The sequence below is a fragment of the Hydrogenophaga sp. genome (assembly GCF_026125825.1).
In the GTDB taxonomy this organism is placed as follows: domain Bacteria; phylum Pseudomonadota; class Gammaproteobacteria; order Burkholderiales; family Burkholderiaceae_C; genus Hydrogenophaga.
On record NZ_JAHCKK010000001.1, the window covers coordinates 117,400 to 137,449 of the forward strand.

Annotated in this window: 22 protein-coding genes, 1 tRNA gene and 3 pseudogenes; 11 read left to right on the top strand and 15 right to left on the bottom strand. The window is 60.6% G+C overall.

All coding sequences use genetic code 11. The features are described 5' to 3' along the window. The first annotated feature begins 17 nt into the window (after positions 1-17). Together KIT86_RS00525 and KIT86_RS00530 are read left to right on the top strand one after the other, a co-directional pair. Positions 18-1,211 (top strand): acyl-CoA dehydrogenase family protein, encoded by a 1,194-nt coding sequence (locus KIT86_RS00525; protein ID WP_056278480.1) that lies wholly within the window; start codon positions 18-20, stop codon positions 1,209-1,211. Between the two features lie 153 nt (positions 1,212-1,364). Continuing rightward, entirely contained in the window at positions 1,365-2,165 is an 801-nt protein-coding gene (locus tag KIT86_RS00530) for a copper-binding protein (protein ID WP_297393965.1), read from the top strand. Positions 2,166-2,690: 525 nt separating this feature from the next. Here KIT86_RS00530 and KIT86_RS00535 read toward each other — a convergent pair. The 3 genes and pseudogenes from KIT86_RS00535 to KIT86_RS00545 all read right to left on the bottom strand — a co-directional run. Beyond that, positions 2,691-2,885 (bottom strand): annotated as a pseudogene (locus tag KIT86_RS00535) (transposase domain-containing protein); the annotation flags it as partial. A gap of 123 nt (positions 2,886-3,008) precedes the next feature. After that, positions 3,009-4,011: pseudogene (locus tag KIT86_RS00540) on the bottom strand (tyrosine-type recombinase/integrase). After that, positions 4,008-4,703 (bottom strand): tyrosine-type recombinase/integrase, encoded by a 696-nt coding sequence (locus tag KIT86_RS00545; protein ID WP_297393967.1) that lies wholly within the window; start codon positions 4,701-4,703, stop codon positions 4,008-4,010. The pseudogene KIT86_RS00540 and the gene KIT86_RS00545 overlap by 4 nt, the downstream one beginning before the upstream one ends. Positions 4,704-4,790: 87 nt before the next feature. Between KIT86_RS00545 and KIT86_RS00550 the strand changes: the two are divergent. After that, positions 4,791-6,710, top strand: a pseudogene (locus tag KIT86_RS00550) (PHP domain-containing protein); the annotation flags it as partial. A gap of 134 nt (positions 6,711-6,844) precedes the next feature. Further along, on the top strand, positions 6,845-7,141 hold the full coding sequence (locus KIT86_RS00555; RefSeq protein ID WP_297393969.1) for a tyrosine-type recombinase/integrase: 297 nt from the start codon (positions 6,845-6,847) through the stop codon (positions 7,139-7,141). 104 nt (positions 7,142-7,245) lie between these two features. Here the strand turns inward: KIT86_RS00555 and KIT86_RS00560 are convergent. After that, positions 7,246-7,322, bottom strand: a tRNA-Arg gene (locus KIT86_RS00560). A gap of 286 nt (positions 7,323-7,608) precedes the next feature. Between KIT86_RS00560 and KIT86_RS00565 the strand changes: the two genes are divergently transcribed. The 6 genes from KIT86_RS00565 to KIT86_RS00590 all read left to right on the top strand — a co-directional run bounded on the left by KIT86_RS00565 (position 7,609) and on the right by KIT86_RS00590 (position 10,591). After that, positions 7,609-8,031, top strand: a complete 423-nt coding sequence (locus KIT86_RS00565) for a hypothetical protein (RefSeq protein WP_297393971.1) — start codon at positions 7,609-7,611, stop codon at positions 8,029-8,031. 172 nt (positions 8,032-8,203) lie between these two features. Beyond that, entirely contained in the window at positions 8,204-8,704 is a 501-nt protein-coding gene (locus tag KIT86_RS00570; protein ID WP_297393973.1) for a hypothetical protein, read from the top strand. Between the two features lie 80 nt (positions 8,705-8,784). Beyond that, complete coding sequence (locus KIT86_RS00575) at positions 8,785-9,150, top strand: hypothetical protein (RefSeq protein WP_297393975.1); 366 nt, start codon at positions 8,785-8,787, stop codon at positions 9,148-9,150. 92 nt (positions 9,151-9,242) lie between these two features. Beyond that, a complete protein-coding gene (locus KIT86_RS00580; protein WP_297393977.1) occupies positions 9,243-9,524 on the top strand; it encodes a hypothetical protein in 282 nt (93 codons plus the stop codon). Between the two features lie 414 nt (positions 9,525-9,938). Next, the gene (locus KIT86_RS00585; RefSeq protein ID WP_297393979.1) at positions 9,939-10,094 is read left to right on the top strand and encodes a hypothetical protein; all 156 of its coding nucleotides are present in this window, start codon (positions 9,939-9,941) and stop codon (positions 10,092-10,094) included. Positions 10,095-10,228: 134 nt separating this feature from the next. Next, positions 10,229-10,591, top strand: coding sequence for a hypothetical protein (locus tag KIT86_RS00590; protein WP_297393981.1), 363 nt, complete (start codon positions 10,229-10,231; stop codon positions 10,589-10,591). Here KIT86_RS00590 and KIT86_RS00595 read toward each other — a convergent pair whose 3' ends face one another. Continuing rightward, positions 10,592-11,266 (bottom strand): SOS response-associated peptidase, encoded by a 675-nt coding sequence (locus tag KIT86_RS00595; protein WP_297393983.1) that lies wholly within the window; start codon positions 11,264-11,266, stop codon positions 10,592-10,594. 604 nt (positions 11,267-11,870) lie between these two features. Between KIT86_RS00595 and KIT86_RS00600 the strand changes: the two genes are divergently transcribed. After that, on the top strand, positions 11,871-12,950 hold the full coding sequence (locus KIT86_RS00600) for a PAS domain-containing sensor histidine kinase (RefSeq protein ID WP_297393985.1): 1,080 nt from the start codon (positions 11,871-11,873) through the stop codon (positions 12,948-12,950). Positions 12,951-13,090: 140 nt separating this feature from the next. Here the strand turns inward: KIT86_RS00600 and KIT86_RS00605 are convergent, their stop codons facing one another. The 10 genes from KIT86_RS00605 to KIT86_RS00650 form a co-directional block, all read right to left on the bottom strand. Further along, positions 13,091-13,456 carry a hypothetical protein gene (locus tag KIT86_RS00605; RefSeq protein WP_297393987.1) on the bottom strand — a complete coding sequence of 122 codons (366 nt, stop codon included), beginning with the start codon at positions 13,454-13,456 and terminating at the stop codon, positions 13,091-13,093. Beyond that, positions 13,453-13,998, bottom strand: a complete 546-nt coding sequence (locus KIT86_RS00610; RefSeq protein ID WP_297393989.1) for a glycosyl hydrolase 108 family protein — start codon at positions 13,996-13,998, stop codon at positions 13,453-13,455. Before KIT86_RS00610 ends, KIT86_RS00605 begins: the two co-directional genes overlap by 4 nt. Before the next feature lie 2 nt (positions 13,999-14,000). Next, the gene (locus KIT86_RS00615; RefSeq protein WP_297393991.1) at positions 14,001-14,258 is read right to left on the bottom strand and encodes a hypothetical protein; all 258 of its coding nucleotides are present in this window, start codon (positions 14,256-14,258) and stop codon (positions 14,001-14,003) included. Further along, positions 14,255-14,497: a hypothetical protein gene (locus tag KIT86_RS00620; RefSeq protein ID WP_297393993.1), complete on the bottom strand. Its 243-nt coding sequence runs from the start codon at positions 14,495-14,497 to the stop codon at positions 14,255-14,257. The genes KIT86_RS00615 and KIT86_RS00620 overlap by 4 nt, the downstream gene beginning before the upstream one ends. Beyond that, complete coding sequence (locus KIT86_RS00625; protein ID WP_297393995.1) at positions 14,494-14,697, bottom strand: hypothetical protein; 204 nt, start codon at positions 14,695-14,697, stop codon at positions 14,494-14,496. Before KIT86_RS00625 ends, KIT86_RS00620 begins: the two co-directional genes overlap by 4 nt. Beyond that, positions 14,697-15,329 carry a hypothetical protein gene (locus KIT86_RS00630; protein ID WP_297393997.1) on the bottom strand — a complete coding sequence of 211 codons (633 nt, stop codon included), beginning with the start codon at positions 15,327-15,329 and terminating at the stop codon, positions 14,697-14,699. Before KIT86_RS00630 ends, KIT86_RS00625 begins: the two co-directional genes overlap by 1 nt. 236 nt (positions 15,330-15,565) lie before the next feature. Beyond that, positions 15,566-17,476, bottom strand: a complete 1,911-nt coding sequence (locus tag KIT86_RS00635) for a hypothetical protein (protein WP_297393999.1) — start codon at positions 17,474-17,476, stop codon at positions 15,566-15,568. 2 nt (positions 17,477-17,478) lie between these two features. Further along, entirely contained in the window at positions 17,479-18,777 is a 1,299-nt protein-coding gene (locus KIT86_RS00640; RefSeq protein ID WP_297394001.1) for a hypothetical protein, read from the bottom strand. Positions 18,778-19,060: 283 nt separating this feature from the next. Further along, positions 19,061-19,291, bottom strand: a complete 231-nt coding sequence (locus KIT86_RS00645) for a hypothetical protein (protein ID WP_297394003.1) — start codon at positions 19,289-19,291, stop codon at positions 19,061-19,063. Positions 19,292-19,369: 78 nt separating this feature from the next. Further along, positions 19,370-20,050, bottom strand: a complete 681-nt coding sequence (locus KIT86_RS00650) for a hypothetical protein (protein ID WP_297394005.1) — start codon at positions 20,048-20,050, stop codon at positions 19,370-19,372.

The window sequence follows — 20,050 nt, forward strand, 5'->3', positions numbered from 1 at the left end:
AGACAGAGAAATACACCATGAACACCTCGGCCACTACCGCGATAGCCAACACGGCTTCCACCGCCTTGAGCGCGCGTATCCGCGACGTGCAGGAAGCCACCCGCGGCGTCACCACCCTGTACCCGCGCAGCTACATCCTCCAGTGCATCAAGGAAGATCGCTTCCCCGACGAGCTGTGGCAAAAGCTCGGCGAGTTCGGCCTGCTCGGCCTGTCCGTCCCGGAAGAGTATGGCGGCTCCGGAGGCGGCGTACTGGAGATCACCGCGCTCAATGAAGCGCTGGCTTTGGCCGGCGTGCCCACGCTGTTCCTGGTCGTCACAGGGCTGGGCCGGGTACCGATCATGCGCCACGGCACACCCGAGCAGATCAGGAAATACGTCACGCCGACTTGCACCGGCGAGAAGAAGTTGTGTTTTGCCATCACCGAGCCCAATGCCGGCACCAACAGCTTTGCCATGACCACACTGGCCACACCGGACGGCGATGGCTGGGTGCTCAATGGCCAAAAGGTCTTCATTTCTGGCGCGCGCGATGCCGACTACATGCTGGTGATCGCACGCACCACCAAGGCAGGCGAGGTGAAGCATCGCACCGACGGCATCTCGCTGTTCGTGCTTGACATGAAAACGCCCGGAATCCAGCTGACGCAACTCAACATCCAGGTCGAAACCGCCGAGCGCCAGTACATGGTGTTCTTTGACAACGTCAAGCTGCCCGCCGACGCACTGATCGGCGAAGCCGGCAAGGGCGCCAAGCTGATGTTCGAAGGCCTGAACTCGGAGCGCCTGCTGGCCGCTGGAGCCGCAATCGGCTTGGGCGACTATGCGCTGGCCAAGGCGGTAGCCTATTCGAAGGAGCGTAAGCCCTTCGGCAAGCCAATTGGCTCCTACCAGGCACTGCAGCACCGTATGGCGCAGGCCAAGGCGCAGATCGAGGCAGCGCGGCTGATGACCTACAACGCCGCCGAGCGCTTCGACGCCGGCGAGGATGCTGGTGCCCACGCCAACATGGCCAAGCTGCTGGGCTCGCAAGCGGCGGTGGCCGCCGTAGAGGCCGCGCTGCAAACCCACGGCGGCTACGGATTCGACCGCGACTACGACATCATCACGTTGTGGCCCATGGTGCGCCTGCTGGAAATCGCGCCCATCAACAACGAGATGCTGCTCAACTACATCGGCGAACATGTATTGGGCTTGCCTAAGTCATACTGAGCCGATGGCCGTCATCCCCGGTACCGACCACCCAGACCGAGACCGATGTTCGCAATACGGTCGAGGCCTCCGTCCGCCGTTTTCGGGGTCGTCTGAGCTTTCGACCCGACATCATTGGCAGGCCTCGCTACTCGTTTTCGGATGATGTGTGCCGTGCGCTCCCTCCCCACTTTCGAAGCAGCCAAGCGGCCGCGAGGCCGCCCACGCAAGACGCCGCAGGCGCGAAATGAAGGCAATCGCCGCCAAGATGTCGTCAAGGCCGCGGCCAAACTGTTTCGACGCTACGGCTTCAACGGCACGAGCACGCGCGACATCGCCTGCGCCGTCGGCATGCATTCCGGATCACTGTTTTGTCACTTCAAAAGCAAGGATGCGCTATTGCATGAAGTGATTCAGGAAGGCATGCGCAGCGCGATGGCGCGCCAGATGATCGTGCTACTTGCCGAGCATGACGCTGTGACCACGCTGCGGCAATTGATCCGATCGCATTTCGAAACGATTCTGGGACCAAACAGCGACTTCATGCATGTGGTGCTCTACGAGTCGCGCTACCTCAATGCTATGCAGCACAAAGTCATCGCGAAGCTGCAAGGTGAATACGAAGCGACATGGACGTCCGTGCTCCAAGAGCTCTCGTTGACTGGCTGCTTGCAAGTCGAGGTTCCGGTTGCGCGCCATTTGCTCTTTGGTGTGCTGAACGGGTCAGCGCAGTGGTTCAAGTCTGAAATGGGAATCTCGATTGATGACCTGACCGACGCAGTGGTGGCCCTGTGCAAGATGACCAAGACAGTCACACCCGGCATGACCGAAGGCGAAATTCGTAAGATCGACAAGGAGAAAGTCAAGATCACGATCAAGCACGGCGAGATCAAACACATGAACATGCCCCCCATGGCCATGGTGTTCAATGTCAAGGACAAGGCCATGCTGGACAAGGTTCAGCCGGGTGAGTGAATTCAGTTCACCGTCATTCAAGACGGCGGCAAGTTGGTCGTCACCGACATCAAGCCAATGAAATGACTGGCTGGCTGAACCAATGGGTCGGTTGATGTGAAGGGATCGGTTGTTGAGGCCGATCCCTTTTTGCATGGCGCGCTTTGGTGTGCCCGCTCGGACACGGCCTCGCAATCAATGGGCATCTTCAGCTTGATTTCCGATCCTTCCCCTATCCACCAAACCCCATGTGCGCAACATGCTGAATAGATAACCAGCATACGCATACTTGGGCCGTGACCCTCCCGTGCTGACCAAGAGGTCATACGGCAAATTCCTTGGTTCGGACGGGCTAAGCCCGGAAGCAAGAGCGATGGCCGAAACGTTCATTCCAAAACCAACCGCTTGGAAAAACGTCTTTGCCTGCGGAAATTCGTCTACCAACGTCCGCATCCACGGAAAAACATCTACTCAGACGCGGGCGTCGATGTATTGTAAGCGGCCAGCCATCCCATCTTGACGGTGGAGGCAAGGGCAAGCCAGTGGTCAGGCGGACGGTCCCCAGCGATGCGGCAACAACTCGTCGACCCGATGGAACGGGTGCGCCAGCAGCCTCTCCAGAACGTCCTTGAGGTAGACCCACGGATCGTGTCCGTGCAGCTTGGCCGACTGCACCAGACTCATCACGACGGCGGCGCGCTGGCCTGCCAGTTCGCTGCCGCAGAAGAGCCACGCTTTGCGGTCATGCGAAGCTTCGCATGATAGAAATAAGGCGAACTCCACTTTTATGCGAAGTCGGCACGACGCTGTGGAATCGGCACCCTGGGCAGGATCGCCGCAGGGCACCGACACTGCTTCGCATAATCACAGCGCTTGCAAGAACGCCAACAAGGCCTTGGGCGCGCGGTACCGCGCTTGCTTGATCTCCGGTTGCTTCAGCCGCGCCAGCGCGCGCTCCTTCATGGCCAGGTCCGCCTCGACGTACATGTGAGTTGTCGAAGGGCTCTCGTGACCCAGCCAGAGCGCAATCTCGCAGGGATCTACCCCAGACTGCAGCAGGCTCATCGCAGTCGAGTGGCGCACGATATGAGGCGACACCGACATCGTCTTGAGTTGCACGTGTTTGACCGACGCCACCTCGACAGCCAGCTTCAGCCGCTGGGCGACGTTGGCTCGAGTCATCGTGCGCCCGTCTCGCGTGGGCAGCAGTGGAGACTCCTGGCGCAACTGCGGATTCAAGTGCAGCCAGTCGCGACGGCCCGAGCCGCACTCTTCCACAGTGGCAACGAGCGCTGCTTGCGCCCCTTGCCGTGCAGCCGGATGCTGTTGCTCGGCCCAAGCACGACGTCGGCCACGCGCACGCCGACGATCTCGGAGACGCGAGCGCCCGTGTTGAACAGGAGCGTCAGCATCAGTCGGTCTCGCTGCCCGATCCAGGTGTCGGTCGCCACATCGATCACCGCCAGCATCTGCTCGTGCGGCACGAAGCCGACCATGTTGCGCTCGAAGCGCTTCATCGGCACGGCCAACGCGTTCTCGATCACGCCCAGGTTCGCAGGATCACGCCTGGCGGCGAACTTCAGGAACGCTCGCACCGCAGCCAATCGAACATTGCGACTGCGCACGGAGTTGTGCCGCTGGGCCTCCAGGTGATCCAGGAAGTCGGACAGAAACCGAGCATTGAGGTTGGCCATCGTCATCTCGTGTGCCGGTAGGCGCAGCTTGTCTTCGGCGAAGCGCAGCAACAGCACGAGGTGTCCCGGTATGACGCCACCGTGCGCGGGCTCAAGGCTCGCTGCTGAACCATGTAGTCGGTGAAGAATTCCTGCACGAGGCCGGCGAACGTCGGTGTGGTCTGACGGCTCATGACGCGCCCCCTTGCCCGACGACGCCGACGAAGCGCTCGAACCGAGCACCAATGGTGTCCATCAACTCCGGGATACCGGACAAATACCAGTAGGTGTCGGAGATCTTGGCGTGGCCCAGATAGGTGCACAGCCAGAACATCGCGTGGTCGATGGACTGGCCAGACTCGCGCCAGCGCTGCAAGCGCCGCACCGCCATGGTGTGCCTCAGGTCGTGGATTCGGGGATAAGGGTGGTCGCCCCGGGCGCGCCAGCCAAGGCCTGGTTGCAGGCGCCGGAAGACGTTCTCGACCGTGCGCGTGGGCAGATGCCCACCATCGTGCGAGACGAAGAACGGGGCGCGGTCTTCGGTGCTCTGGCATCGGTCTCGCGCCTGCCGGTACAGCTCAAGTTCCCGCACCGTGCTCGGATGAATCGGCAAGCAGCGGGACTTGTGGAACTTGGTCTGGCGCACGGTGATTGCGGCGGCCCGCAGGTCGACGTCACCCAGTGTGAGCTTCAGCGCTTCGGACAGCCTAAGGCCGGCCGCTGCGATCAGCCCGAACAGGTTGCGGTAGGTCAGCGCTCGAAGAGGCCAGGTCAAGCTCAGTCGGTCGGCAGCGTCGAGCAACTGGATGATCTCCTGATGTGTGTAAATGTGGGGCGCCAGCCGCTCAATGTGCAGCGTGATTACTGGCTCGCGCTCAGTTCGCACGCGGGCGTGCTCTGGGTCTTTCAGCAGCGGCTCGCCGGCGACCAGACAGCATGGTTCTTGCACGGGCACTTTGCATGAGGTGTCATCGTGGTTGAACGATCGACATCGCTGCCCGACTACGCGGAACTGCGCTGCGTCTCCAACTTCACGTTCCTGCGAGGCGCGAGCAAACCGGAAGAGTTGGTCGAAAGAGCCAAGAAGCTGGGATACAAGGCGCTGACGATCGCAGATGAATGTTCCATGGCTGGCGTCGTTCGCGCGCACGTCGCCGCCAAAGCAGCGGAGTTGCCACTGGTGCTGGGGTCACAGTTCGTCGTCGAGCCGCGCAACGAAACGGAAGCGCCGGTCACTCTTGTTGTTCTCGCGCAGAACCTCAACGGCTACGGCAACCTGTGCGCCTTCATCACCAAACTGCGCCGCTCTTCCGAGAAAGGAACGTACCACCTCACGCTGGACAACGTCACAGGGGCTGAGCTCACGGACTGCCTGGTCCTGCTGTGCCCGAACCGCAAGGTCACGGAGTCCCAGTTGGAGGCTATGGGCCTGTGGACGCTCAGCAACTTTACTGGTCGTTGCTGGATTGGCGTGGACCAGGTTCGACGGCTGGACGATGAGCTCTGGTTGCACCGTATGCGCACCCTCTCAGAGAAGACCGCCCTGCCCCTTGTGGCGGTTGGGGATGTGCACATGCATGTGCGCTCCAGAAAGCCGGTGCAGGATGTCCTGACCGCCACTCGCATAGGCAAGCCGCTCACAGAGTGTGGCCATGAGCTGCAGCGCAGCGCTGAGCGCCATCTGCGCACCCGACTTCGGCTTTCACACGCCTTCCCGGCCGAATTGCTCGCCGAGACATTGAACGTCGTGTCCCGGTGCAACTTCAGCCTGGATGAACTTAAGTACCAGTACCCCGATGAGGTGGTGCCAGAAGGGCAGACGGCCGCCAGCTTCCTGCGTCAAGTGACCTATGAGGGTGCGGGTCGCCGATGGCCTGAAGGCATCTCCTCAAAAGTGCAGGGGCAAATCGAACACGAGCTTTCGTTGATCTGTGAACTGCACTACGAGCACTACTTCCTCACGGTCTACGACATCGTGGCCTTTGCACGCTCCAGGCACATCCTGTGCCAAGGACGCGGCTCAGCGGCGAACAGCGTGGTCTGCTACTGCCTCGGGGTCACCGAAGTGGAACCAGCGCGCATGTCGGTCTTGTTTGAACGCTTCATCTCGAAGGAGCGCAACGAGCCTCCAGACATTGACGTCGACTTCGAGCATCAGCGGCGCGAGGAGGTCATTCAATACCTCTACAACAAGTATGGCCGGGACCGGGCCGCACTCACCGCCGCGGTGATCACGTACCGCCCCAAGTCGGCCATCCGAGACGTGGGGAGAGCGTTGGGGTTCGACCTGGAAACGGTGGACGCCATCGCGAAAGGTCAGAAGTGGTTTGATGGCTCCGCGGTGCGCGAGGAACGGTTCGAGGAACTGGGGATTTCCGTCGACGACCTCGCTGTGCACCAGCTCATCACGATCACGAGCCAACTCATCGGGTTTCCTCGGCACCTGTCTCAGCACACCGGTGGATTCGTCCTGACGCGCGATTTGCTTTGCCGCATGGTTCCGGTAGAGAACGCTTCCATGCCGGACCGCACCGTCATTGAATGGGACAAGGACGACCTCGACGCCGCGGGCCCGCTCAAGGTGGATGTCCTGGCCTTGGGCATGCTCTCGGCCATCCGCCGCGCACTGGACATGATTGGCCAGCGGCGCGGATACGAATTCAGCATGCAGGACATCCCTGCGGAAGACGCCGAGACCTATGACATGGTCTGCAAGGCCGACACCGTCGGGGTGTTCCAGATTGAAAGCCGGGCTCAGATGAGCATGCTGCCTCGACTCCAGCCTCGATGCTTCTACGACCTCGTCATTGAGGTGGCCCTAGTTCGGCCGGGACCGATTCAGGGCGGCATGGTGCATCCGTACTTGAATCGTCGCCAAGGCAAGGAGCCGGTCAGGCGTTGCCCCAAGTGATGGGTGTAGCGCGGACCTTCTGGGAGAAGGCGACAGCGACACACGTCTACTGCGCCCACCCTACCCACGTTTTTGCGATGTCTTGGCGCCACCGTGCACTGGGACCAATTAAGGCCATGAACAACAGCGCGTGGCAAGCAGCGCGCTCAAGGGCTGGTCTGGGCGATCTGCATGTCCACGACCTTCGCCATACTGTGGGCATGCGACTGCGTGAGGCCGGCGTCAGTGAGTCGACCCGGCGGGACGTTCTGTGGCACAGCAATCGCTCCGTCACGGACCACTACTCAATGGCCCAGATTCGAGAGATCCATGAGGCCCTAGAGAAGATCACGCAGCCGACAAATGGCTGGAACAAGAGCCTCCAGGCACTGAAGGCAGAGCATGCGTTGCGAAAAGCCAGCAAGCAGGTGTAGGGCATCGGTTGCAGAGGGGGATTCCGAGTCCCGCAAAAGTCCCGCAGCAAAGAAAAACGGGTTAGCCCTTGTGGAGCTAACCCGTTGTTCTAGAACGTAAATTCTGGTGCGGCTGGCAGGAATTGAACCCACGACCCCTTGGTTCGTAGCCAAGTACTCTATCCAACTGAGCTACAGCCGCGAAGCCTCGAATTATAGCAGCATTTTTTTGGTAGGCCGTGTTGGACTTGAACCAACGACCAAAGGATTATGAGTGCGGTAGCGTTTTGAGCAGCGGCGCGGCTTGCGGCGGCGTTCTTTCCGCATCCATGCTCGCGCTACTCCGCACTTGCAGTCCTTCGTTGCGGAAACCCCTCGAAGCTTCGCTCCTAGGACTTTCCCTAGGTACAGCAAGATCGCCTCCAGCAACGAGACGCCGTCTGTGATTTGATCCCCTCCCCTAGTGACTATCAGCCTGGAGGGCGATCGTGAAACGGAAGGCAAAGAGGGAGATGCTATCGAGGCAGGGGCGCATCACCGAGTGGCGCGCCACCGTCTTCCCCCACACGTACAGCAGCGCCGAAACGGGCGTCCGACCAAGCACGCCCTACTTAGAGCTGATAGGTTCGTTTTCTGAATCAGTCAAGGACGTCACCAGGTTCCGGCTCAGTGTTGCCGTGGGACCGACCCTTGTCGAGAGGGGGGAGGTTCCCTCTGTCGGTTTCATTCACAAGGCCAAGCCAGAAATCGAAGGCATCCTCACCCTCTCAAGCGATGAATTCTCCGCTTTACTGACGCTCGCCACATCTGGCACACCGATCATGTTGGACTGCATGTTTCAGATGCCCCGTTATGGCTCAGCTTTTATCCAGAATGCGGAATTCACTGGAGTAGGTTCCGCTTCTACCTAGATCTACAGCGGAATAGGACGGGGCGGCGCATAGCCACATCACGAGCCTGGACAGAGCGTTATGCACTGAGTTTTCTTGCGAAACATCACATTCTGGCCCACGACTCTTCAGCCACAATCCACAAAAACAATAGCACCTGAAGCTTGCGCGTATCCATACAGGAGGTTGAGACATGCGGTCTGTTCTTATCGCAGCAGTGATTTTGAGTGGATGCGCAGCGCCGCAGCTCGCCACTGTCAACATCGAATCCCCTTTTGACGCGACCCAGGCGAAACTCCAGACGCAAGATGGGCTGAACTCCATCAAGGGCAGTGGGTTCCTCCGTCAGCGCGGCGGCGGCGTGGTTACATGCGCAGGGTCCGAAGTTGTCCTGATCCCGGCCACCTACTACGCTAGAGAGAGAATTGCGCACCTGTACGGTACAGGCGGGATCAACAGGCACCGGCTCAATCCAACTTTCGTCCCAGACCCTCCCGAGTACCGGACTTTCACCAAGAAAACCCGCTGCGACGCACAGGGCAACTTCATGTTCGAGCGAGTGGCTGACGGTGATTTCTTTGTGACAACTGGAGTGCATTGGCAGGTGGGTGGCACCAACCAGGGCGGGCCGATCATGAGCCGGGCACGCGTTGCCGGCGGGGAGACCATCAACATCGTGATCTCTGGCGACTGATCGCCCGCTGGGCAAGTAGTAGCTCTTCTTGTGAGATTTGAGGGACTGCTTCGGCAGATGGGTTGACAAAGGGAGACATCATGCGAATCGCATTTTTGGCCACTGTCGTGGCACTCACCGGATGCGCCGGATCTGCCATGCTTGTTCGAGACGGCAAGGCCTACTCTGCAGAGATCAGCAAAGCTACTCGAACGATGACGGCGACCATTGATGGTGAAGTGTACAAAGGAGACTTGGTGCTCAACCAAACCTTTGGATTCGGGACTGGCTTCAGCGCAGGCCGAGTTGGGTTCGGAAGCATGGTCGGGGTTGGAAACCAGGCCCGTGCGACCCTCATTTCTCCCTCAAACAAAATCCTGCGTTGCGACCTCACACTCCAGTCGTTTAGCGCTCAAGGGGTGTGTCAAGACCCGCAGGGTAATGTTTACGACGTAGTGGCGAAATGACGATGACCCCTAACGACATCACATCGAAGCAAGATCAGGCGACGGGGGATACTACGTTGGTATTCAAGAGCGCCACTGAAGGGGAGATCTCCATGACACTCAATCTTGAGCTTCAGTCCAGACTTCTTGCGGCGCTGCTTGCCAAAACTCCCGGCCCCCAACATACGCAGCAAGGCCAGTTTCATTCGCGGACATTAAGAACCATCGGTGTCCAGCCATTTCGCCTAGCGAGTGGGCATCCTGGCCTTCAGTTTTTGGTTGGGCCTGGCCAGGCCGTTGACGTGGCTTTTCCTCAAGACTCAGTACCAGTGATCCAAAAATGTCTTGCACAACTCGCCTCCGGAAAGCCCCTGGAAGCAGGGACCAAGCACTGACACTTTACTCTGGAACTACGTATCTGCATACGTAGCCCCCTGCCCGCCTACAGCTAACCTGAGGTGAGGGCCCGGTGATAATGCGGCCACGTCGCCGTTTGAGCTGACGACTGGAGAGGGATTCATGGGGAGGCCGCTTTTCGGGGAGAAGGAACCAAGCTTCGGCGAGGCAATCCTAAAGTTGATCGGACACGCCATTGGTGGTGCCGTATTGTTTGTGTCTCTAGCCGCGCTGGCGTGGGGCTTGGGCTGGGCAGTGGCTCAGCTGCATCGCATACACCCCTTTAGCGACTCAGTGTTGCGGCTTTTACATGGTGCGGAGGTGGGGATTCTCTACCTAGACATCGCGCTTAGTGCTATCGTCCTGCTCGTCGGGGCATACCGATTCGTCAGAGAAATTACAGGAGCATCGCAATGAACAAGCTTTGGAGGTCCTTCACCGAAGGCTTTGTGGGTTCGTTCGTCCTGGCAGGGGCCATCGTCATGTCGATCGTCTCTGTAGCCTCTGCTTTTGTGAATGGCTCGCTCGAACAAGAACGCCACAACCACGACGGTAAGACTCAGACCTGATCGGCCCTGCAGTCACAACCAAGCCCGCCCCGAGCGGGCTTTTTTACGCCATTGTTGTAAGCCTCCTCAACCTTGCGCGGCAGCCGCATGTCGACTCGCAAGAAAACAGAGCCTTGAGACTGTATATTTACACAGTGTTTTACGAACTGCAACGGACTCGCCTGGAAGGCAAATTGATCGCCCGCCATGAGATGGGCCAGGATCCGTTTGTCCGCGGAATCCTCACCGTTCGAGAAAGGCACGTGCGTGAGCTCGGGCGGCACTCAATCGTGGCCAGCTTCAGCGCGTCAGGTGTGCACGACCTCTATGACGTGACGATCCGGCATACCGATTCATGCGGCTATCTGGTGCTGACGGGGTTCGAGCACCGCACCGATCTGCCAGGCCGCCCCGTGGACTTCGCTCAAAGCTGGATCTTGCGCATCTGCAAAGACCAAAGCCAGCCGGCCAGCCTGGAGGCAATCATGTCGCGGGCGAAAGAAACCGCGGGAGCGTGATCAATCGCGCGGGCCTGCGTCGAACAGCTCAACCGGCGTCAGCCGCAGCAGTTCCTGGGCCTCCTGCACCGTCCCTGCGAGCCATTGGTCCACATCGGATTGCTCGATGGCGATGACGCTGCGCTTGTCCTGCTGGGCAAACGGCAGGGGCATCTTGGTTGCCGGGTCGACGTCAGGCTTGTGCATTCGCTTCATCAGCGGGTGGCTGTTGGCGTGCAGGGTCAGCATGGTGTAACTCTCGACCTCTTCACCGGTGGCGGGGTCTTTCCAGACGTTCCACAGGCCGGCTAAGCCCCAAGGGTCGCCATCGGCCCGCCGGAAGCGCCACCACTCGTTCTTGCCCGTCTCCCAGTTCGGCTCGTCGAACCAGTCTGCCGGGATGATGCAGCGCTGCCCGCGCGCCCAGGGGTGCTTGTAGCTGGCCTTCTCGGTCAGCTCCTCGCTGCGGGCGTTGTTCGTCGCGTACTTGATGTCTGCGGTCTTCGAGAACCATGGGATCAGGCCCCAGCGCCCGACCACCAGCTCGCGGTCGTACCCTGCCTCGTCGCGCGCGCGGCGAATGAACGGCCCGGGCTTGCGCGGCGCCACGATCCCACCATCCCAGGCGAGATCATTCCGCGGCCGCCAGTGTTTGCGGATACCGGCCTCTTTCGTCGATCCGTACAGGTTGCACATGGCGCCAGCATACCCCCGCCAGTACCATGAGGCCATGGAACCTGAGCACCCTACCCTGCTGCGCCGGCCGTCTTTTGGCCGAAGTCAGGCGCAGACAGAAGAATTCCTTCAGGGACGCCCACAGGACTATGAGGTTCGTAAGGCTGGCGACGTGTGGGTTGTTTTCGCAAAGGCCCAAGGAGTGGTGGTCTATGCAGGCCCCGGGCCGGTCAAGGTGCTCAGGTCGCCAGCGCCATTCTAGGAGAGCACTTTGACCCGAGACGACGAGGCCGACAGCGCCCGTCGTCATTCAAAGACAATGGTTGCTCACAGTGTCGATCTTGCTCCAGACCTCGCTGGCCCGCCGGCCCCATTGATCTGCGCCCATCCCCACTTCCTCGGGGCTGTAGACCGCGCAGATGTTGGCGTGGGCGTGAACTCCCAACTGCGCATATTTCATCGTGCGACTCACTTTTCGTGATAAATTGCACGTTCTCTTGCTATCAGTAGCTCACCCAGTTCAACGCTGGCGCTGCGCACCGCAGCACAACCGTGGGTCGAAATGTCTCCCTCTACCCTTGGCGAGGCAAACATGCCTCATTCGGGTCGCCCTATTCTTTCAAGCATGGATCGCTTCCAGCTTGTCGTCGAGGCAATCGAAGACTATGCGATCTATATGTTGGACCCTTATGGACTCATCGAATCGTGGAGTCCGGGTGCAGAGCGCCTAAAAGGCTATCGGGCCGACGAGGTGCTGGGCAAGTCCTACAGCATGTTCTTTCGCCCCCAGGACGTGGCGGAGGGCCTTCCGGAATGGCAGTTGTCGCGGGCACGCTTGCGCGGAAAAAGCGAGGAAGAAGGCTGGCGCGTGCGCAAAGACGGGTCAGTTTTCTGGGCAAACATCATCGTCAGTCGGATCCTGGACGAGGATGGCACCCTCCTCGGCTACGCCAAGATCACGAGAGACATCACAGAACGGCGGCGGCTTCGAGAGCTTGAGCGCTCACTCAAGCGGATGGACGAATTCATTGCCATGATCGGCCACGAGTTGCGCAACCCGCTCGGGCCGATCCGCTACGCGTCAACCTTCATTCAGGAGCGTGGGGGCTTCGACGCGAAGCAAAGGATCGCATGGGGCATCCATGATCGACAGTTGGCCCTACTGACCCGACTGCTAGATGAGCTGTTGGATGTCGGGCGAGTCACCAGCGGGAAGCTCCGCATTTCGCCCGCCCGCATCCCATTCAAGCAAGTCCTCGACCAGGCAATCGAAACCTTTTCTTCAGAAGCCGAACATCGTGAGCGAGACCTGCAGGTGCTGCTTCCCGAGGGAGAGATTTGGGTTAACGCTGACGAGCTTCGAATTACTCAGGTTCTGCAGAATCTTCTGTCGAACGCGTTGAAGTTCACCCTGCCCGGCGGCCACATCGAGGTGCGCGCTGAGGTGTGTGAGGAGCGTCTGCGCGTCGAGGTCAAAGATGACGGCCTCGGCATGGACCCGGTAACGGTGGATGACCTTTTCCTCCTCTTTGCCCAGGGCCAAGCGCAGCGAGAGACCCACCAACCCGGCCTTGGCATAGGGCTGGCTCTGTCGCGCATGATTGTTGAAATGCATGGCGGCGTCATCTCGGGGACGAGTCCTGGACGCGGTCAAGGAAGCGTTTTCCGTTTCGAGCTCCCAGGGGCGGAATTCAAGGCGTTCTAAGCAGAGCCCCGACCAAAAGGCCAGGGGATCAAAGGAGACGCGGTTACCTAACGTCAGCCAGCGCAGCGGCCCGGCACTCGCGGTACGTGCTGCCCACTTCGACCAACTTGTCGTTCAGCTCGCCCATGCTCACGGTCCCGTCAGGGGCGGCCTTCATTGGCGATAGCTCGGGACAGCTCGCCACCACCAGCGCGCTCGGCCCGCCCGGTGAGCGCTTCATTGGCGAGCTGCACCCCACCAGCAGGAACCCTGCAATCGCTGTACACAGTGTTCGTTTGAATTTCACGTTCCAGCTCCTGGCGAATCGTCACGTTCTTGGATTTGATCTTGGCGATCTCCGCAGCCGCGCCCTTCTGGCCGGCGTCATAGGCGATCCCTGCGATTCGCTCATCTCGGGCCTCCTGCGCTTCCGCTCCCTGCTTCCCGACGTGCACGCCGTAGAAGAACGTCCCGGCGAATGCGCCCACCGCCAGGGCGCCGGCAGCGATCAGTGCGTAGGCGTTCATGCCAGGGCGACCCGGTGCAACACCCAACCGTGCATGAAGTCCTCTTGCTTCGGGTTGGCCTCGGCGATCTCCATGTAGCGCACGCCCTGCTGACAGTTGAGCAGGCGCACCAGCACTAGATGGCCGTCCTTGCCTCGGTGGGCCAGGTAGGCGCGTAGCGCGGCGATGGACAGGCTCCCGAGGTCGCCGTCGGCGTCGATGTCGGGATAGGTCTTGCCCTGAAGGTTGAGCACGTTCAGCCCGCGCTGCAGCATCGTCGCGGCGCGCTTGGGGCCCATGTTCACACCGGTATCCAGCAGTTCCTCGGCGACGGCCGCGCTGTGCTCGTTCACCTTGTCAAACTTCGGTTCGAGCCAATACCGGTCGAGGTAGATGGCCTTTGCCATCGATCGCGGCAGGGTGCGCATGTCGCCGTGAAAGCCCCAGGCGCGCGCGACCTGCTCGGTGATTCCGTACATGGTCGGTCCACCCTTGTCGTTCGGGTGGTTCACGTAGCCGCCCTCGCGCTCGATCAGGGAATCAATGTATGCATCGACTTTCATGCTCATCCCCAGCGGGTGTTTTCGTCCACTTGGACGGGCTCGAATGGCTCAGGCGGTGGAGGTAGAGGTGCAAGCGGAAAGCCGACCTTAACCGGGCGGCGCTTGCGACCAGAGAGAACCGGGCGGTACAGCTTCGTCACCGACTCATGCACGAGGCGTGCTTTTGCGGCGATAGCGATGTTCGACCACGAGTTTTCAGCAAGTTGGAACAGCTCCAGAAAGCCGATCTCGACTTCTCGAATCTGGTCTTCGCGTGTCACTGTTCGTCTTTCGGGTGCAGCGCCGGCTGAGCCTTGATCCGGGCGGCCACCAGCGTGAGGAACATCACCGCTGCAGTAACCCCACCCAGCCATTCAGGCGGGATGCCGATCAGGGCCAGCATGTCGGTGCGCTGAGCCTCCGTGAGCAACGGCCACACGGTGATGACTGCGGCCCATACTGCTGCTACTTGGATGACCAGCATGCGCCACCACTGCTTTGCGTTGTCGATCAGCTTCATTTGATGAGCCCTTTCGATTGGAGATAGAAGAACAGCGCGACGGAGGCCACACCGACAAACCACATGAACTTCTGGACGACGTTCTTGCCTACGTCGCGATACACGCGATCCGTCAGCTTGGAGACCGCCTTGTCAGCAGCCTTCTCGGCAATCTTCTCGATCTGTGCGTCAGACAATGGGGTGAAGTCAGATTCGCTCATCAACCCAACTCCCACCATGACAAGATCGACGATGCAGTGTTGATCTGGATCTGCATGCCAGGCGGTATCACCACCGTAAACTGCGCGGGGAGATTGGACAAAACGTTGGTTGTCAAAACACTGTGGCCATTGAGAACCACGGTTGCGCCAGTCGTAGCAGCGGCGTTGACCGTGATGAAGGCAATGCGAACTCGTCCAGTGTTGTTGGTGTAAGGGGTGTTCGCCGCTCGACTGCCTGTCAGGTTCTGAGTGGTCTGCCCGAGACCCGGAACGACCGCTGCCAGGTTGGCAGGCGTCACTGCGCGAACTGCATCCGTCCCTGCTTGGGCTTCAGCATTGGTAGACAGCTCAACCTGGCCTTGTGCGGTGGCGCTCGCAGCTGGTAGGAGTGCTGAAATCTGCGCCCCTGTCAGTTCCTCGATGTCGCCCGTACCTGCGGTGACTCGGCCGAGAACGCGCGCCGTCGCGATGTCTTGGAGCTTCGCGAATGCGAACGATGCATCCGGCACGACAGGCGTCACGCTGAAAGTCTTTGCCCCGGTGATCGTCTGAGCACCAGCCAAGAGCACAGCAAGCGCAGCGTCCGGCTTTCCGTCACGAAGCTGGGCTATGAACGCGGCAAACGTCCGCATGTAGTCATCGAACGTCGCAGGGCTTTCAGAGCCTGCTGGGGAATTTGACCCTGGCGTCGTGCTCAGGTCGTTGATTGAACTCGGGACGGGCATTTGCTATGCTCCAAAAGGAAAGCCCGCACGTGGCGGGCTTTGATACGGGGAAATGGGCGTTTAGATGGACTTCACCGAATTCACTATCTGGAAGGCGCTCGCCCTCTTGGCGATTGCTGGGATCGTGAGTTTCTGGCGCGGCTTCACTGGGCGGACAGCACAGGGGCTGTTCGATAGCCCAGCTCCAGAAGTCCTCGACGCGCAGCCGCCGAGCCAGCGCCAGGAGCTAGAAGTCCTTGAGAGGCTGGACGAGACAGCAGGGAAGCCGCTTGTGAAGGGTTGAGCAAGGCATTTGCAAGCAGGTCGTTGATGCTCTGCGTGGCACCTGAGAGATTGGCAAGACCCTGGTAAGGGCTCAGAGCAACACGCCCCACGCCACTCTCGGAAACACTGGCCGGCAACCCCAACTGAGACGAAAGACGGTCAATCAGCGTTTGGCTCACGATGTTTTGCGCAGTCGGAGAGCCTGAAGCTTTACCGGCGCTTTCTGCCGTGCTCTTGCGAGCTAAGTCGCGGGCGATGTTGTTCAGCCGCTCGATGTCTTGTGCAGGCATGACTTGCGCCAACGGTCGATCGATCCCGGCAGACTTCTTGACGCTGGTTGTGGCCCCTTCGAGTGCTTTTGCGTACTCATTTGCCATCTCCTTCCCCGTTGCGCCAAACCGGTTCAAAGCCGGCTCGAAGCGCCTCTTCAAATCTCGCGCCACCTCCATGCTGTTCACCTGGCGAGACATGTGGGCGAAGTTGTCGTTCGCCTCCCTGTAACTCGGGGCAATCTGCTCGATGGTCGCCATCAAATCGGACTTGGTCTGCGTCAGCGCGCGCAGTTCTTCCTTGCCAATGGATGAGCCCGGTTGCGAGGCCTTGCTGATCTGGTTGTCCAGCGCCTTTTTGAGCCAGTCCATCCCCTCCAACGACCCGAAGTCGTCGATGGTCCGATCACTTTCGCGGGCGAGTCGCTGCGCCACGCTCTGCGCCTGCTTGATCGAAGGCCGACCCATGAGGCTTTCGATTTGAGGCTGAATCGCGGCGGCTGCATCAGGGTCGATACCACCTTTCAGAGCCTTGGCGTAGTCCTCATTGGCGAACACGCGGCGACCTTCCTTGATCGCGTCGAAATACTCATCGGTGCCGGCCACCTCGTTGAGGGCCGACATGCGCGCTGCGCGCTGATTGGCGTAACGCTGTTGCAGCGGTGCGGCCATTTCGGGATTGTTCAGAAGCGTGCGTTCGAGCTGGGCCAGGCCGGGATCGTTGGCGATCTGCGCGACGGTGGGCTCGCTGCCAGGAACAAGAGGCCTGGCGCTTTTCAACGACTTCGCCGCTTGAGTCGGGTTGGTTGCCGACTTCTGCAGGATCTCGGCGGCAATGTCATCCTGCCCTTTGAGGGTGAAGGGGCGAACAATGGCTTTCGGCGCCCCGAGTGCTACGCCTGCAGCACGCGACACCGCTTCCACGCCTCGCAATGCAGGCGGAAGAAGGCCGCCGACCAGCGCACCGGTTGAAGCCTCGCCTGGATTGACCAGTCCCGCCGCAGCACCGCCCGTGATGGCTCCGCCGGCCATGCGCGCCCCCATGTTTCCCGTTTGCATACCGCTGGATGCGATGTATGGGGCCAACTTGGACAGCACGGGAACGGCTCGCGCACCAACGGCCAGCGGCGTACCGATGCCGAGCGTACCGGCAACCTCGCCGCCCAGCTTGCCCGCTCCATAAGCGAAGGAGTCGGTTTCCGCCCCCAGCTCACCGAGTCCGCCGTCCATGGCTTCGCGCCTGTCCTTGCGACCGATGAAGCTGTTTTCGATGCCTACAGCACGCGCAGCAGCATCCACCGGGGACAGGATCGTTGCCCCAATTGACCCAGCGCCTCGCACACCACCAGCAATGACGTTGCCTACCTGCTGTTTGAGCTGGTCGCCAAACGACTTCTTAGGTTCTGACGGCGCATCGCCGCCCTGCTGAGAGCGGATGAAATCCGCAAGCTTCTTGGCAGACTCAGTGTCGCCTGCCGCGTCAGCCTTGCGCAGCGCTTCATAGAGACGTTCTTGGTCCATGTTCAATACTTGTTAAGGATCGCGGCGATTTCAGGCGTAACGCCTTTCAAATCCGAGCCCTTCTTTTTGACGGGGACTGCCTCGGGGATGCGCGACACGCCGCGTCCGGCAGGCGCTCCCATGTCCTGCTCGGCTTGAGCACGCATGCGAGCCTTCTGCGCGATCACATCGGGACCATCGCCGACTTGCGGGAAGAACGTCCGGTTGTTGAGCGTCACTTCGCCAGGGGTCGCTGCAGCTCCGGTCTTGGCACGCAGGAAAGCCTCCGACCATTGATCTTGAAGCTGGGAAACCTGCTGAGCGTTGGCCGGTGCTGCCCAGTTGGCCCAGTCCTTTTTCGCCATCGCCACCGAAGACGGCCATGCGTCTTTGCCCTCCGAGGTCAGCTTGTTCAGCTCGTTCGTGGCGGATCGCATCTGGCCCAGATACAGGGTGCCCTTGGCCTCGCCTTCAGTCAACTTCGTGGTTCCGCCACCAGGCGCACCATTGAGGGGGACAAACGCGCCTCCCGGGGCCTTGGGTACATAGCCGCCAAGGCTGTCATTGAAGGTGTAGCCATTCCGGTCCAGATTCAGCCGCTCCCGCGAAACCGCGTTGTTTGCCCAGCCGAGTGCATTGGAGGCTTTCGCATCAGGGCTCATAGACTTGGGCAACGTGGACACAGGCTTTTGGGTGTACGGGTCAAGGAACTGCACCGCGCCCCCAGTGTCGGCCTGGATCGGCGCACGGTACTGCGCCAAGCCCTCGCCAATGCGCTCTCCGTAGTCATCAACCTGAAACTCCATCTCTCGACCATCAGGCCCCATGCCTTTGACGGTGCGAGCTACCTTGGCCCTGCCGAGGTTCTGCGCTTCGGCCAATGCCTTGACCAGCTCGGGCGATACGCCGTTTGCCAAGAGCAACTGATAGTTGGGCTTGGGGGTTTGTCCGATGGCGGTAGCGGCTTCGGGCCGCGGGCCGGTGACGCCAGTTGCGGCATTCGCGCTCGTCCCTGCCACCGGAGCGAACTGAGATGCAACTAGCTCACGTTGACGCGCTTCTTCCGCAGCTTTGCGCTGCGCAGCCGAGAGGCTTTGTTTGTAGGTGTCAACCTGCAGGGTTCGGATCTCGTTCTGCTTGGCGTTCTCCGCCGCCTGCATCTCGCGATCCTGCGCATTCGCATACCCCGCCAAGCCAGCAAGACCACCACGACCGATCGAGTTCAGCGGCTGGCCGCGACGTGCACCAGCAAGCCCGCCAAACGCGGCAGACAGCAAGCCCTGCCCCTCGGGGGTCTTGGCGAATTCAAGAAGACTGTTCATGCCAGTAGTCCTCGACGTTGTTGACGGCGTGCCGCACGCTCATTTGCCGAAGCCTGGAGCGGTGCCATGTACGCCTGCTGATTCTGGTTTGCAAGGTCCTGCAGGCTCAATCCTGCGGTTGGCGGAGCCACGGGCGGAGGTGCCGCGCCTTGCTCTTGAGGCATGAGCGAATTGGCGGTCTGGATACCGCTGCTCGCTGCCTGCATCACCGGCTTGTATTCGCTCAGGCCAGCCAGCAACCCGCCGCCAGACTGCGCGCCCATGGCGGTTGTCGGGGCGGCAGTCAACCCAAGGCCAGAAGACGTAGCAGCCAGGCCCGTTCCTGCGCCTGTTCCGGCAGTAAGGCCCAAACCAGTACCACCAGCGGCGAGACCCGTGCCTGCCCCCGTCGCAGCGGTAAGCCCCGCGCCAGCACCGGCCCCGGCTGCAGCGCCTCCCAAGAGGCCACCAGCGCCAGCAGCACCAGCAGCCCCCGCTGCACCAGCCCCGGCCCCAGCTCCAGCCGCGCCAGCAAGTGCCGGAGCTGCTGCGCCGCCAGATGCGACCGTAGCCGCAGCAGCAGCGGCCAGAGCCGCCATTTGCCACCACTTGTTCATTTGCCGCCTCCAGTGCTAGAGGTCGTCGTGCTTTGACCAGGCGCACCCGAGAATGCTCCGCTCATTGCAGCCAACTGCTTATACGGAAGGTTCTGTTGCTCCTGGAACTGCTGATAGCCGAAGTCCTTCTGTTGCTGGGCTTGGTCTTGCTGGATCTGGCCGGCGTTGAGCAACTGCCCCGCGTCTTGATACGCCTGGTTGCCGAACTGCTGCGCCATGCCGATCGATTGCATCTGACGCTGCTTGTCTTGGTCGTAGGCTTGGCCGTACATCGAAGTCGCCACATCGCCAAGACCCTTCTGAAACTGCTCCTGCAGTCCAGAGTTGCCGAACGATCCAGAGTTGACCGCCCCGGTGTTGAACTGGCTGCGCACCGAGTCCTGGGCCTTGCCCACCATCTGATCGAGGTAGGGGTTGGTCTGCCCACCCTGGATGTTCTGATTCAGCGCGGCCTCGGCGTTGTTGATCGTCTGCGAGCCCTGCGTGGCACGTTGCGTGATCGCATCAATGCCCTGCATTTGGGTCGGGTTCAGCTCTGCGAACCTCTCGCCCGTGTAGGGCGTGAAGCCCTGGTTTGACATGTTGATCGCCTTGCTCGCATACGCCGATGCAAGAGGCTTCAACTCCTCGGGAATGTTCTGTACCGTGGTCGAATCACCACCACCGCCACCGCCCAT

Bases quoted from the DNA above. Each gene is read 5' to 3' on its own strand.
- KIT86_RS00630 (WP_297393997.1), bottom strand. From the start codon at position 15,329: ATGCGGACGTTTGCCGCGTTCATAGCCCAGCTTCGTGACGGAAAGCCG.
- KIT86_RS00575 (WP_297393975.1), top strand. From the start codon at position 8,785: ATGCGAATCGCATTTTTGGCCACTGTCGTGGCACTCACCGGATGCGCC.
- KIT86_RS00640 (WP_297394001.1), bottom strand. From the start codon at position 18,777: ATGAACAGTCTTCTTGAATTCGCCAAGACCCCCGAGGGGCAGGGCTTG.
- KIT86_RS00605 (WP_297393987.1), bottom strand. From the start codon at position 13,456: ATGAACGCCTACGCACTGATCGCTGCCGGCGCCCTGGCGGTGGGCGCA.
- KIT86_RS00555 (WP_297393969.1), top strand. From the start codon at position 6,845: ATGAACAACAGCGCGTGGCAAGCAGCGCGCTCAAGGGCTGGTCTGGGC.
- KIT86_RS00650 (WP_297394005.1), bottom strand. From the start codon at position 20,050: ATGGGCGGTGGCGGTGGTGGTGATTCGACCACGGTACAGAACATTCCC.
- KIT86_RS00625 (WP_297393995.1), bottom strand. From the start codon at position 14,697: ATGAGCGAATCTGACTTCACCCCATTGTCTGACGCACAGATCGAGAAG.
- KIT86_RS00600 (WP_297393985.1), top strand. From the start codon at position 11,871: ATGGATCGCTTCCAGCTTGTCGTCGAGGCAATCGAAGACTATGCGATC.
- KIT86_RS00635 (WP_297393999.1), bottom strand. From the start codon at position 17,476: ATGGACCAAGAACGTCTCTATGAAGCGCTGCGCAAGGCTGACGCGGCA.
- KIT86_RS00570 (WP_297393973.1), top strand. From the start codon at position 8,204: ATGCGGTCTGTTCTTATCGCAGCAGTGATTTTGAGTGGATGCGCAGCG.
- KIT86_RS00585 (WP_297393979.1), top strand. From the start codon at position 9,939: ATGAACAAGCTTTGGAGGTCCTTCACCGAAGGCTTTGTGGGTTCGTTC.
- KIT86_RS00525 (WP_056278480.1), top strand. From the start codon at position 18: ATGAACACCTCGGCCACTACCGCGATAGCCAACACGGCTTCCACCGCC.
- KIT86_RS00580 (WP_297393977.1), top strand. From the start codon at position 9,243: ATGACACTCAATCTTGAGCTTCAGTCCAGACTTCTTGCGGCGCTGCTT.
- KIT86_RS00595 (WP_297393983.1), bottom strand. From the start codon at position 11,266: ATGTGCAACCTGTACGGATCGACGAAAGAGGCCGGTATCCGCAAACAC.
- KIT86_RS00610 (WP_297393989.1), bottom strand. From the start codon at position 13,998: ATGAAAGTCGATGCATACATTGATTCCCTGATCGAGCGCGAGGGCGGC.
- KIT86_RS00620 (WP_297393993.1), bottom strand. From the start codon at position 14,497: ATGAAGCTGATCGACAACGCAAAGCAGTGGTGGCGCATGCTGGTCATC.